This is a genomic window from Lentzea cavernae, from assembly GCF_014653695.1.
In the GTDB taxonomy this organism is placed as follows: domain Bacteria; phylum Actinomycetota; class Actinomycetes; order Mycobacteriales; family Pseudonocardiaceae; genus Lentzea; species Lentzea cavernae.
The window spans coordinates 618753-630621 of record NZ_BNAR01000003.1 but is presented as its reverse complement, the minus strand read 5'-3'; the positions used below and the strand labels follow the sequence as shown (position 1 = coordinate 630621).

At 66.7% G+C, this 11869-nt stretch carries 17 protein-coding genes; 7 read left to right on the top strand and 10 right to left on the bottom strand.

What is annotated here, in order from left to right:
• Positions 1-4: 4 nt before the first annotated feature.
• From rpsS to rpsL, 10 genes are all read right to left on the bottom strand, one after another.
• Positions 5-286: a 30S ribosomal protein S19 gene (gene rpsS, locus IE307_RS13270; RefSeq protein ID WP_030478300.1), complete on the bottom strand. Its 282-nt coding sequence runs from the start codon at positions 284-286 to the stop codon at positions 5-7.
• Between the two features lie 18 nt (positions 287-304).
• Entirely contained in the window at positions 305-1138 is an 834-nt protein-coding gene (rplB, locus tag IE307_RS13265) for a 50S ribosomal protein L2 (protein WP_089949047.1), read from the bottom strand.
• A 19-nt stretch (positions 1139-1157) separates the two neighbouring features.
• Entirely contained in the window at positions 1158-1457 is a 300-nt protein-coding gene (rplW, locus tag IE307_RS13260; protein WP_090065868.1) for a 50S ribosomal protein L23, read from the bottom strand.
• The gene (rplD, locus tag IE307_RS13255; protein WP_191298184.1) at positions 1454-2140 is read right to left on the bottom strand and encodes a 50S ribosomal protein L4; all 687 of its coding nucleotides are present in this window, start codon (positions 2138-2140) and stop codon (positions 1454-1456) included. The genes rplW and rplD overlap by 4 nt, the downstream gene beginning before the upstream one ends.
• Positions 2140-2790, bottom strand: a complete 651-nt coding sequence (gene rplC, locus IE307_RS13250; RefSeq protein ID WP_191298183.1) for a 50S ribosomal protein L3 — start codon at positions 2788-2790, stop codon at positions 2140-2142. Before rplC ends, rplD begins: the two co-directional genes overlap by 1 nt.
• A gap of 27 nt (positions 2791-2817) precedes the next feature.
• Positions 2818-3123: a 30S ribosomal protein S10 gene (gene rpsJ / locus IE307_RS13245; RefSeq protein ID WP_003938093.1), complete on the bottom strand. Its 306-nt coding sequence runs from the start codon at positions 3121-3123 to the stop codon at positions 2818-2820.
• Between the two features lie 588 nt (positions 3124-3711).
• A complete protein-coding gene (gene tuf / locus IE307_RS13240) occupies positions 3712-4905 on the bottom strand; it encodes an elongation factor Tu (RefSeq protein ID WP_189160157.1) in 1194 nt (397 codons plus the stop codon).
• 148 nt (positions 4906-5053) lie between these two features.
• Positions 5054-7156: an elongation factor G gene (fusA, locus tag IE307_RS13235; protein WP_191298182.1), complete on the bottom strand. Its 2103-nt coding sequence runs from the start codon at positions 7154-7156 to the stop codon at positions 5054-5056.
• 75 nt (positions 7157-7231) lie between these two features.
• Positions 7232-7702: a 30S ribosomal protein S7 gene (gene rpsG, locus IE307_RS13230; protein ID WP_030478293.1), complete on the bottom strand. Its 471-nt coding sequence runs from the start codon at positions 7700-7702 to the stop codon at positions 7232-7234.
• Positions 7702-8076, bottom strand: coding sequence for a 30S ribosomal protein S12 (gene rpsL / locus IE307_RS13225; RefSeq protein WP_030473471.1), 375 nt, complete (start codon positions 8074-8076; stop codon positions 7702-7704). The genes rpsG and rpsL overlap by 1 nt, the downstream gene beginning before the upstream one ends.
• Positions 8077-8382: 306 nt before the next feature.
• Here rpsL and IE307_RS13220 point away from each other — a divergent pair, with 306 nt between their 5' ends.
• From IE307_RS13220 to IE307_RS13190, 7 genes are all read left to right on the top strand, one after another.
• Positions 8383-8844, top strand: coding sequence for an LppU/SCO3897 family protein (locus IE307_RS13220; protein ID WP_191298181.1), 462 nt, complete (start codon positions 8383-8385; stop codon positions 8842-8844).
• A gap of 89 nt (positions 8845-8933) precedes the next feature.
• The gene (locus IE307_RS13215; protein ID WP_191298180.1) at positions 8934-9221 is read left to right on the top strand and encodes a hypothetical protein; all 288 of its coding nucleotides are present in this window, start codon (positions 8934-8936) and stop codon (positions 9219-9221) included.
• A 132-nt stretch (positions 9222-9353) separates the two neighbouring features.
• Complete coding sequence (locus IE307_RS13210) at positions 9354-9626, top strand: hypothetical protein (RefSeq protein WP_191298179.1); 273 nt, start codon at positions 9354-9356, stop codon at positions 9624-9626.
• 32 nt (positions 9627-9658) lie between these two features.
• Positions 9659-10483: a phosphotransferase family protein gene (locus IE307_RS13205; protein ID WP_229904655.1), complete on the top strand. Its 825-nt coding sequence runs from the start codon at positions 9659-9661 to the stop codon at positions 10481-10483.
• Between the two features lie 40 nt (positions 10484-10523).
• Positions 10524-10832, top strand: a complete 309-nt coding sequence (locus IE307_RS13200; protein ID WP_191298178.1) for a TFIIB-type zinc ribbon-containing protein — start codon at positions 10524-10526, stop codon at positions 10830-10832.
• 93 nt (positions 10833-10925) lie between these two features.
• Positions 10926-11372 (top strand): hypothetical protein, encoded by a 447-nt coding sequence (locus tag IE307_RS13195; protein WP_191298177.1) that lies wholly within the window; start codon positions 10926-10928, stop codon positions 11370-11372.
• Positions 11369-11806, top strand: a complete 438-nt coding sequence (locus IE307_RS13190) for a hypothetical protein (protein ID WP_191298176.1) — start codon at positions 11369-11371, stop codon at positions 11804-11806. Before IE307_RS13195 ends, IE307_RS13190 begins: the two co-directional genes overlap by 4 nt.
• The last annotated feature ends 63 nt before the right edge of the window (positions 11807-11869 follow it).

The window sequence follows — 11869 nt, the reverse complement described above, 5'->3', positions numbered from 1 at the left end:
ACGCCTAGCGGCGACGAGACTTCCGGTCGTCCTTGATGTGACCCTTGAAGGTGCGGGTCGGGGCGAACTCGCCCAGCTTGTGCCCGACCATCGCCTCGGTCACGAACACCGGGACGTGCTTACGGCCGTCGTGCACCGCGATGGTGTGGCCCAGCATGTCCGGGATGATCGTGGACCGGCGGGACCACGTCTTGATGACGGTCTTCTTGCCCGCTTCGTTCTGAACGTCCACCTTCTTGAGCAGGTGGTCGTCGACGAAGGGACCCTTCTTAAGGCTGCGAGGCATCCTTCACTCCCTCCCTGCTCAGCGCTTCTTACCGGTGCGACGACGCCGGACGATGAGCTTGTCGCTTGGCTTACGGCGGCGGGTACGGCCTTCGGGCTTACCAGCCGGGTTGACCGGGTGGCGACCACCGGAGGTCTTACCTTCACCACCACCATGCGGGTGGTCAACCGGGTTCATGGCGACACCGCGGACGGTGGGCTTCTTGCCCTTCCACCGCATGCGGCCGGCCTTGCCCCAGTTGATGTTCTGGTGCTCCTTGTTGCCGACCTCGCCGAGCGTGGCGCGGCAGCGCACGTCCACGTTGCGGATCTCGCCCGAAGGCATCCGCAGCTGGGCGTACGGGCCGTCCTTCGCCACGAGCTGCACCGAGGCACCGGCGGAGCGGGCGATCTTCGCGCCGCCACCGGGGCGGAGCTCGATCGCGTGGATCACGGAACCGACCGGGATGTTGCGCAGCGGCAGGTTGTTGCCCGGCTTGATGTCGGCCTTGGGGCCGTTCTCAACCGTGTCACCCTGCTTGAGCTTCTCCGGGGCGATGATGTAGCGCTTCTCGCCGTCCGCGTAGTGCAGCAGCGCGATGCGAGCGGTGCGGTTGGGGTCGTACTCGATGTGAGCGACCTTGGCCGGCACGCCGTCCTTGTCGTTGCGACGGAAGTCGATCAGGCGGTAAGCCCGCTTGTGACCGCCGCCCTTGTGACGCGTGGTGATCTTGCCCGACGCGTTGCGTCCACCCAGCTTGTGCAGCGGGCGGATCAGCGACTTCTCCGGAGTCGACCGAGTGATCTCGGCGAAGTCGGAGACGCTCGCACCGCGACGACCAGGCGTCGTCGGCTTGTACTTGCGAATGCCCATCTCTACGCAGTCCTCGTCATCAGGCGGCAGGGCCGCCGAAGATCTCGATCGACTTGCTGTCGGCAGACAGCGTGACGATCGCGCGCTTCGTGTCCTTGCGCTTGCCGAAACCGCTCTTGGTCCGCTTGCGCTTGCCCTGGCGGTTGATGGTGTTGACGCTGACGACCTTGACGCCGAAGACCTTCTCCACGGCAATCTTGATCTGGGTCTTGTTCGAACCCGGCGCCACCAAGAAGGTGTACTTGTTCTCCTCGAGGAGCCCGTAGGACTTCTCGGAGATCACCGGCGCGAGCAAGATGTCCCTGTGGTCGGGGATCACTTGGAACCCTCCTCGTCCACGGCCGTCGCCGTCGCCTCAGCCGAGCCGCGACCCTGCTGGGCCTTGCTGGCGAGGAACACGTCGAGCGAGTCCTTGGTGAACACCACGTCGTCGTTGACGAGCACGTCGTAGGTGTTGAGCTGGTCCGGCGCGATCACGTGGACGTGCTGCAGGTTGCGCACGCTGACCCACGCGACCTCGTCGGTGCGGTTGAGCACCACGAGAACGCGACGAGCCTGGGTGACCGACTCCAGGACCTTGCGCGCGGTCTTGGTCGACGGGGTGTCCCCGTCCACCAGGCCGGACACGACGTGGACCTGGTTGGCGCGGGCCCGGTCGGACAGGGCGCCACGCAGAGCGGCGGCCTTCATCTTCTTGGGCGTCCGCTGCGAGTAGTCACGCGGCTGCGGGCCGTGGACGACGCCACCGCCGGCGAACTGCGGCGCACGCGTCGAACCCTGGCGGGCACGGCCGGTGCCCTTCTGGCGGTAAGGCTTCTTGCCACCGCCGGACACCTCGCCGCGGGTCTTCGTCGAGTGCGTGCCCTGGCGCGCGGCGGCCTGCTGGGCCACGACGACCTGGTGGAGCAGCGCGACGTTGGCCTGCGCGTCGAAGACGGAAGCCGGGAGCTCGACGGAGCCCGCGGTCTTGCCGTCCGGGGTGCGGATCTCAACAGTCGACATCAGGCACCGCCCTTCGCAGCAGTCTTGACGAACACGAGACCGCCCTTGGGACCGGGAACCGCGCCCTTGATGAGCAGCAGCCCGTTCTCCACGTCGATCTTGTGCACCTTCAGGTTCTGGGTCGTGACGCGCTCGTGGCCCATGCGGCCAGCCATGCGCAGACCCTTGAAGACGCGACCCGGAGTGGCACAGCCACCGATGGAACCCGGCGAGCGGTGCTTGCGCTGGGTGCCGTGGCTGGAGCCGAGGCCCCGGAAGTTGTGGCGCTTCATGACACCCGCGGTGCCCTTGCCCTTGCTGGTGCCGGTGATGTCGACAACAGCGCCGGCCTCGAACACCTCAGCGGTGATCTCCTGGCCGACCGTGTACTCGCCGGCGTCCGCCGTGCGCAGCTCCACCAGGTGGCGACGGGGCGTGACCCCGGCCTTGGCGAAGTGGCCCGCGACGGGCTTGTTGACCTTGCGCGGGTCAATCGCGCCGGCCGCCAGCTGGACGGCGGTGTAGCCGTCCTTCTCTTCGGTGCGAACCTGGGTCACGACATTGGGCTCAGCCCTGACGACGGTCACCGGGACGACCCGGTTGTTCTCGTCGAAGACCTGAGTCATGCCGAGCTTGGTGCCCAGGATGCCCTTCATCTGCCTGTCAGACATTGGTCCGTTACTCTCCGCGCCCAACGCTTACTGGATGTTGACGTCGACGCTGGCCGGCAGGTCGATGCGCATGAGCGCGTCCACCGTCTTCGGCGTCGGGTCGAGGATGTCGATCAGCCGCTTGTGCGTGCGCATCTCGAAGTGCTCGCGCGAGTCCTTGTACTTGTGCGGCGAGCGGATGACGCAGTACACGTTCTTCTCAGTGGGCAGCGGCACAGGTCCGACGACCCGAGCGCCGGTGCGCGTCACGGTCTCCACGATCTTGCGCGCAGACGCGTCGATCGCTTCGTGGTCGTAGGCCTTGAGCCGGATGCGGATCTTTTGTCCCGCCATAATGGCTTGCCGTTCCTCTGCTTCTCGTAACCGCTGCGGGCGGTGCCTCGGATGAGGCCTTTTACAGCCTCTTGGCGCGCTCCGCCCCTGTTGAAGTGTCATGGTGCCCGGTCCACGCGGTCGGGCGTGTCGCGCCCGGTGCGCATACCGGTCCCACTCAAGGTCTCCCCGGTGGGATTGGGCCTACCACACAGCCCATGCACCCTGATGCCCATCTCCGCAAGGAGGCGTTCACTAACAGGGCGCGGACGCTCGATCGAAATACACGGGCACGCACAAGGCGAACCCGGCCCTTCATCGAGCAACCCGTAAAGGATGCCACACGGGAACGAGGCGATCCAAATCGGGGTGGGTGAGTTGGAGCCAGATCACGTCCGGATCTTGGCCGGTGAGCCGCCACATCTGTCGCGTGTGGACCGACGGGCGGACCGGTTGCGTTGTCCGGCAACGGAATCCCCCGAACGGGTCCGCTCCCGCTCCTCCAGAAGATTTCGGGGTGAGCTGACGCACACTCGTGCGCACGAACGACGAAGGCCGGGCCAACGAAGATCGTTGACCCGGCCTGTCGCCGAACTGGGTCGAGCTAGGTCACTTGAGGATCTTGGTGACCGAGCCGGCGCCGACGGTGCGGCCACCCTCGCGGATCGCGAAGCGGAGGCCCTCGTCCATGGCGATCGGCTGGATGAGCTTGACGTCCATGCCGGTGGTGTCACCCGGCATGACCATCTCGGTGCCCTCGGGCAGCGTCACAACGCCGGTCACGTCCGTCGTCCGGAAGTAGAACTGGGGACGGTAGTTGTTGAAGAACGGCGTGTGGCGGCCACCCTCGTCCTTCGACAGGATGTAGACCTGCGCGGTGAACTCGGTGTGCGGGGTCGTGGTGCCCGGCTTCACGATGACCATGCCGCGCTCCACCTCCTCGCGCTTGATGCCGCGGAGCAGCAGCGCGGCGTTGTCGCCCGCGCGGCCCTCGTCGAGGAACTTCTTGAACATCTCGATCGAGGTGACCGTCGTCTTCTTCGACGTCTCCTTGATACCAACGATCTCGATTTCCGAGTTGACGTTGATGATGCCGCGCTCGATGCGACCGGTCACCACGGTGCCGCGGCCGGTGATCGTGAAGACGTCCTCGACGGGCATGAGGAACGGCTTCTCGGTGTCGCGCTCCGGCTCCGGGATCGCCGTGTCGACGGCGGCCATGAGCTCGAGGACGGACTTGCCCCACTGCTCGTCGCCCTCGAGCGCCTTCAGCGCCGAGACGCGCACGACCGGCAGGTCGTCGCCCGGGAACTCGTACTCGGAGAGCAGCTCGCGGACCTCGAGCTCGACGAGCTCCAGGATCTCCTCGTCGTCCACCATGTCGGCCTTGTTCAGGGCGACGACGATGTAGGGGACGCCGACCTGGCGGGCCAGGAGGACGTGCTCCTTCGTCTGCGGCATGGGACCGTCGGTCGCCGCGACCACGAGGATGGCGCCGTCCATCTGCGCCGCACCGGTGATCATGTTCTTGATGTAGTCGGCGTGCCCGGGGCAGTCGACGTGCGCGTAGTGACGGTTCTCCGTCTGGTACTCGATGTGCGCGATCGAGATCGTGATGCCGCGCTGCTTCTCTTCCGGCGCCTTGTCGATCTGGTCGAACGCGAACGAGGCGTTCACATCGGGGTACGCGTCGTGCAGAACCTTGGAGATCGCCGCGGTCAGCGTGGTCTTGCCATGGTCGATGTGACCGATGGTGCCGATGTTGACGTGCGGCTTCGTCCGCTCGAACTTCGCCTTGGCCACTGGATTGTCCTCCTGGACTTCTTTTTTGCTGGTCCGGCGGGCATCTGTGGCCACCCGCCGGACTTACACGTCAGGGTCTGAAAGTAGCGGACCCCAGGGATTCACCCCCGGAGAGCCCGCGGTGGAACTGCGGTGCTCCGGTGGGGAGTTACTCCCCGGTCGCCTTCGCGATGATCTCCTTCGAGACGCTTGCGGGCACCTCGGCGTAGGAGTCGAACACCATCGAGTAGTTGGCACGACCCTGGGTCTTGGACCGCAGGTCACCCACGTACCCGAACATTTCCGACAGCGGGACCAGTGCCTTGACGACACGGATACCGCTGCGCTCCTCCATGGCCTGGATCTGGCCACGGCGGGAGTTCAGGTCGCCGATCACGTCGCCCATGTACTCCTCGGGCGTCGTGACCTCGACGGCCATCAGCGGTTCGAGGATCGCGGGAGACGCCTGACGGGCGGCTTCCTTGAGGGCCATCGAACCAGCGATCTTGAACGCCATTTCCGAGGAGTCGACCTCGTGGTAGGCGCCGTCGAGCAGCGTCACCTTCACGCCGACCAGCGGGTAACCCGCCAGCACGCCGTACTGCAGCGCGTCCTGCGCACCCGCGTCGACCGACGGGATGTACTCGCGGGGGATGCGACCACCGGTGACGGCGTTGACGAACTCGTAGAGCGCGCCGTCTTCCTTCTTCTCCAGCGGCTCGACGGTGACGAGCACCTTCGCGAACTGGCCGGAGCCACCGGTCTGCTTCTTGTGGGTGTAGGAGTACTTCTCCACCGCCTTGCGGATGGTCTCCCGGTACGCCACCTGAGGCTTGCCGATGTTGGCCTCGACCTTGAACTCGCGGCGCATGCGGTCCACCAGGATGTCCAGGTGGAGCTCGCCCATGCCGGCGATGATGGTCTGGCCCGTCTCCTGGTCGAGGTTGACCCGGAACGTCGGGTCCTCCTCGGCCAGCTTCTGGATCGCGGTGCCGAGCTTCTCCTGGTCCGCCTTCGTCTTGGGCTCGATGGCCACCTGGATGACGGGCTCGGGGAAGGTCATCGACTCGAGCACGATCGGGTGTGCCGGGTCGCACAAGGTCTCACCGGTCGTGGTGTCCTTCAGACCGATCACGGCGTAGATGTGGCCCGCGATGGCCTCGGTGACCGGGTTCTCCTTGTTGGCGTGCATCTGGAAGATCTTCCCGATGCGCTCCTTGCGGTCCTTGGTCGCGTTGACGACCTGGGTGCCCGCAGCGACCTTGCCCGAGTACACCCGGATGTAGGTCAGCTTGCCGAAGAACGGGTGCACGGCGATCTTGAACGCCAGAGCCGAGAACGGCTCGTCGCTCGAAGGGCTGCGCTTCACGACCGTCTCGCCGTCCTGCAGCGTGCCCTCGACCGGCGGGAGGTCGAGCGGCGACGGCAGGTAGTCGATGACCGCGTCGAGCATGGGCTGGACGCCCTTGTTCTTGAACGCGGAGCCGCACAGGATCGGGTACGCGGTACCCGCGGCCACGATCTTGCGCAGGCCGGCCTTGATCTCCTCGACCGACAGGTCGCCGTTCTCGAAGAACTTCTCGGTCAGGTCGTCGTCGGTCTCGGCGACGGCCTCGAGCAGCTGCTCGCGGAACTCCTGGGCCTTCTCGAGCAGATCCGCGGGGATCTCCTCGATGGCGTAGTCCTCGCCCTTCTGGACTTCGCCGCGCCAGGTGAGCGCGCGCATCTCGATCAGGTCGACGACGCCGATGAAGTCGCTCTCGGCACCGATCGGGATCTGGAGCGGCAGCGGCTTGGCGGCCAGCCGGTCCTGGATCGTCTTGATCGTGAAGTAGAAGTCCGCGCCGAGCTTGTCCATCTTGTTGACGAAGCAGATGCGAGGGACGTCGTACTTGGTCGCCTGCCGCCAGACCTGCTCGGACTGCGGCTCGACGCCTTCCTTGCCGTCGAAGACGGCAACGGCGCCGTCGAGGACGCGCAGGTTGCGCTCGACCTCGACGGTGAAGTCGACGTGGCCAGGCGTGTCGATCAGGTTGATCTGGTGGTTCTTCCAGTAGCAGGTCGTCGCGGCCGACGTGATCGTGATGCCGCGCTCCTGCTCCTGCTCCATCCAGTCCATCACGGCAGCGCCGTCGTGCACCTCGCCGATCTTGTAGCTGATCCCCGTGTAGAAGAGGATCCGCTCAGTCGTCGTGGTCTTGCCCGCGTCGATGTGGGCCATGATCCCGATGTTGCGGACCTTGGCAAGATCAGTGAGCACGTCCTGTGCCACGGGTCTTTCCCCTGTCTTGAGCTAGTGAGCTCACTAGGGCTGGGAGAGCCCGGCCTTCGCAGGCCGGGCGTCAGATCACCAGCGGTAGTGGGCGAAGGCCTTGTTGGACTCGGCCATCTTGTGCGTGTCCTCACGGCGCTTGACGCTCGCACCGAGACCGTTGCTCGCATCGAGCAGCTCGTTCATCAGACGCTCGACCATGGTCTTCTCACGGCGCTGCCGGGAGAAGGTGATCAGCCAACGGAGCGCCAGCGTGGTGGAACGACCGGGCTTGACCTCGATCGGCACCTGGTAGGTCGCACCACCGACGCGGCGGCTCTTGACCTCCAGCGACGGCTTCACGTTGTCGAGCGCGCGCTTCAGCGTGACGACCGGGTCGGTGCCGGTCTTCTCGCGAGCACCCTCGAGCGCTTCGTAAACGATCTTCTCGGCCACCGAGCGCTTGCCGTCGACCAGCACCTTGTTGATGAGCTGCGTGACGAGGGGCGAGCTGTAGACCGGGTCAGAGATAAGCGGCCGCTTCGGGGCCGGTCCCTTGCGGGGCATTAGCTCTTCTCCTTCTTCGCGCCGTAGCGGCTGCGAGCCTGCTTGCGGTTCTTGACACCCTGCGTGTCGAGAGAGCCACGGATGATCTTGTAGCGAACACCCGGCAGGTCCTTCACACGACCGCCGCGCACGAGCACCATCGAGTGCTCCTGGAGGTTGTGACCCTCACCGGGGATGTAGGCCGTGACCTCGATACCGCTGGTCAGCTTCACGCGAGCGACCTTGCGCAGTGCGGAGTTCGGCTTCTTGGGGGTGGTGGTGTAAACGCGGGTGCACACACCGCGCCGCTGCGGCGAGCCCTTGAGGGCCGCCGTCTTCTGCTTGGCCACCTTGTCCTGGCGGCCCTTGCGGACCAGCTGCTGGATCGTTGGCATTCGCCGGCTGCTTCTTCCGTCTTTGAGGGTTCGCCTTCCGGTTCACCCTCGTGTTTCTTGATCCCTCTCTGCACCCGAGGTCGGGCGTGTCGCCCGCTCCCAAGGTCCGCAAGCAACAGTTCAACTGCCACTGCGAGTGGAGGACACCGCTGCCTCACGGGCACGCGGAGCGGCCCGACATGGGTCGGGCACGAGTAGCAAAGATACCCGCCCACGTCTACCGGGGTCAAAACGGGGGTACCGCAATCGCACCTGCAGTAGACATGGCCCCAGGAAGCAGGCTACTCGTGTGACGGAGAACGCACTGTGCAGGTCAACCGGAGGGCCATCGCGGCGGTAGCCGCACTGGTGTTGTTCGCGTCCGGCTGCTCCGGCTGGCACGAGCCGGCGGGCGTCGGTGAGTGCGCGAAGCAGGTCGACCTCAACGACACGACCGTCGACATGGCCGAAGTGGACTGTGCCTCACAGGAGGCCGTGTACCGCGTGTCCTCCCGTGAGCGACGCACGATGTGCCCGACCGGCGACTACCTGACCGAGTCGTCCGGACGTTCGAGGACGAACGGCAAGACGCGGCTCTGCTACGTCCTCAACGTGCAGGAGGGCGACTGCCTCAAGGCGGTCAACCAGTACTTCGAACGGGTGGCGTGCGGCACCGGGACGCGCAAGGTCACCAAGGTCGTCCAGGGCAAGCAGGACAGGGCGCTGTGCAACGGGGACGACGCGAAGACGTACCCGCAGCCGGTGAAGACGATCTGCATCACCAACTGAGCCGTCCGCCGACACGTCCTGCGGGCGTTCGGTACGTCGCGCCGGTCGAGCGCGTCACCCCCGAACAACTGGCGCAGACGATCACACAGGTGACCCGCCGCGCCGCGATGGACGTGCGCGACCAGGTCAACGCCCGCATGGCCGCGCTGACCTCGGAAGAGGGCGTGCTGGACGTCGTGCCGGGCGCGCCGTCGATCAAGGACATCTTCAGGGTCGAGCAACGCGAGGAGCCTGCCGCGCCGCTCCCACCGTCCGACGAGGACTTCGGCTCCTCGGTGCTGCGCAAGAAGTCCCGCCCGGTGCAACGCGCGGCCGGCACCGACGAGGACGACGACTTCGGCGGCAACTCGATCATGGGCAGGGGGAACAGCTGGTGAACGCGGGTGGCCGCACGTACGCGGAGGCCGCCGGCGTGCGCTCGGCGGCGGCGGCGAAGATGGTGACCACGGGGCCCGATCCCCTTCCTGGCAGCGGGTGCCGGTCCCGAAGAGGGCCACGCGCCCACGCCGGTGGGCGAGATCGTCGACCGGATCACCGCGCTGGCGGCAGAGCACGCACCCGCCGGGTGGGCGGAGATCCGGATCGACTGCGACGCGCTCGCCGGATGTCAGCTCACTGGGCGAAGCCGTCGACGGCGCTCTGTGCCTGTGCGGGTGCAGGACCGGTACTCGGTGTTCTGGCAGCACGACGGCCAGCGCCGCTTCTACGCGGAGTTCGACGGCCCCGGCGACGCGGTGACGTACCTGATCTCGTACCACAACGCCCTGCGACAGCCGGTCTGACCACGGCCGCGACCGCCTGATTCACTGTGCGCGTGGACGACCTGATCGCGGCGATGGCCTCGCTGACCGGCTCTTCGGCCGACCCCGAGGTGCTCGGCGGTGACCGCGGCGACGTCGTGGTGGTGCGCGTCGGTGACGTGGTGGCCAAGGCGTTGCCGGCGGACACCGACGTCGAGGCTCTCGAGCAGCGGCTGGAGATCGCGGCGGCGCACCCCGAGTTGTTCGTGCGGCCGTTGAAGCCGTTGCAGTTCGTGGACGACCGGCCCGTGACGGTGTGGCCGTACGGAACGCCGGTGAGTCAGGACGATCCTGATGGCGCGCCGTGGGAGGAGAGCGCGGCGCTGCTGGCGAAGCTGCACGCATTGCCCGTGCGAGGGCCTGTGGCGGGTACACCCGAACGGATTGTTCGGGCTATTCGGGCGTTGCCGCCGGAGTTGCCGTACGCCGATGTGGTGTTGCGTGCGTATGAGGTCTTGCCGCCGTTGGACGTGAACGGGCGTGCGTTGATTCATGGCGATTGGCATCTCGGGCAGCTTGTGCACCGGGGGGCCTGGCGGCTCATCGACGTGGACGACCTGGGGGTCGGCGATCCGGTGTGGGACCTCGCTCGACCTGCGGCTTTGTTCGCCGCGGGGGTGTTGCCGGGTGATCTGTGGGCGCGGTTCCTGAACGCCTACCGTGAAACGGGTGGTGTGGCGCTGCCGACATCGGAATGGGAAGCGCTCAACATCCCGGCTCAGGCGTACGTTGTGCAGATGGCAGCCAGGGCACTCATGTCCGGGTTGCAGGCAGTGGAACCGCTGGTTGAAGCCTGTCGTCGGATCGTCTCGACGCACGAGAGCAGTGACCGCGGCTAATATCGTATTTGTCCGGTCCCACCGCAGGAGGCTCACCACGATGCAGTGTCCCAAGTGTCATGCGAACATGCGCACGTTCGACCGCATGGGCGTTCACATCGAGCAGTGCGACGGCTGCCGCGGGGTCTTCCTCGACTACGGCGAGCTCGAGTCGATCACGCGCCTCGAGGCCCAGATGCAGGCCCCGCCGCCCGTCGCCGCGCCGCCGCCCGCCGCCTACCCGCAGCCGGCCCAGCCCGCCTGGGGCGCCGCGCCGCAGCAGGTGCACCACCACCACGGTGGTCACGCCGGCTACGGCTACGGCCACCGCAAGCACCGCGGCCTCGGCGGTCTCTTCTTCTCCTCCTGATCACGTTCGCAACGGCCCCGGATCCCTGCTCCGGGGCCGTTGACGACTACCGAAAAAGTAGTGGATAATCGGTAGTCAACGGGAGGAGTAGCCATGTCTGTCGCGACCGAGGCCGCCCACATCCGCGACCTCTTCGACACGATCGAAGAGCTGGAAGCCGTCGCGTCGTCGATGTCCGAGGACGACGACCGCCGCCGCCGCCTCGACGGCGTGGTGGCCAAGACCCTCCGCCAGGCCCCGCCGGTACGTCCCGTGGTGGCGGGCGAGCTCCTCGACCTCACCGAGAAGACCGTGAAGGCCTGGGCCAGAGAAGGCGTGCTCGCCATCCACAGCCAGGAACCGCGGATGCTCCTCGACACCGTGCGCCTGCACGAGGTCCTCCACCTGGTCTCCGACCTCCGCCGCGCGGGCAAGACCCGCGGCCTGATCGACGAAGTCCACCGCCGCCTGAGCGACCAGTCGTTGCTGGACCGCCAAGACCTCGCCAACTCCCTGGCCGAGATGCGCAGCGGCAAGGGACGCGTGGTCCGCCCGGTTTGATCGAGGTAGTCGAGACCCCCACCGCTCACGCCCAGGCCAACGGCCTGCGCGGCCGCGCCCGCGTGGCCTACGAACGCTTCCTGGACGAGCTCGCCCACTCCGGCTGCGCCGCCTTGGGCTACCGCGTGACAGGCCCGGAGCCACTCCCACGCCTGTGCGTGAAGCACCTCCGGGGCGCCGACCGGGTCGTCGTCGCCTTCCCCTCCCCCGAAGTCGTGTGGGTGCTCCTCGTCGGCCCGCACGACGACGATCCGGGCCTCGACCTCTACGAGGCCCTGTACGAGATGGCCGGCGTCAGGCCACGACTGTCGGAGAAGCGCACCAAACCCCGCTGCTGCACCGACGAGAGCGGCATCCCACCCCTGGTGGACGCCCACCTGGTCGACGACCTGGTCATCCGCGCCCGAGCCCTGGCCCGCGCACGCCGCCGTTAAGACGTCCCCCGAACCCCCTTCGAGGCGTCACCGACAAATTTTCTTGTCAAGACAGCCGTAGTT

Bases quoted from the DNA above. Each gene is read 5' to 3' on its own strand.
- rpsS (WP_030478300.1), bottom strand. From the start codon at position 286: ATGCCTCGCAGCCTTAAGAAGGGTCCCTTCGTCGACGACCACCTGCTC.
- IE307_RS13200 (WP_191298178.1), top strand. From the start codon at position 10,524: ATGCAGTGTCCCAAGTGTCATGCGAACATGCGCACGTTCGACCGCATG.
- rplB (WP_089949047.1), bottom strand. From the start codon at position 1,138: ATGGGCATTCGCAAGTACAAGCCGACGACGCCTGGTCGTCGCGGTGCG.
- rpsG (WP_030478293.1), bottom strand. From the start codon at position 7,702: ATGCCCCGCAAGGGACCGGCCCCGAAGCGGCCGCTTATCTCTGACCCG.
- rplC (WP_191298183.1), bottom strand. From the start codon at position 2,790: ATGTCTGACAGGCAGATGAAGGGCATCCTGGGCACCAAGCTCGGCATG.
- rpsL (WP_030473471.1), bottom strand. From the start codon at position 8,076: ATGCCAACGATCCAGCAGCTGGTCCGCAAGGGCCGCCAGGACAAGGTG.
- IE307_RS13195 (WP_191298177.1), top strand. From the start codon at position 10,926: ATGTCTGTCGCGACCGAGGCCGCCCACATCCGCGACCTCTTCGACACG.
- rpsJ (WP_003938093.1), bottom strand. From the start codon at position 3,123: ATGGCGGGACAAAAGATCCGCATCCGGCTCAAGGCCTACGACCACGAA.
- rplD (WP_191298184.1), bottom strand. From the start codon at position 2,140: ATGTCGACTGTTGAGATCCGCACCCCGGACGGCAAGACCGCGGGCTCC.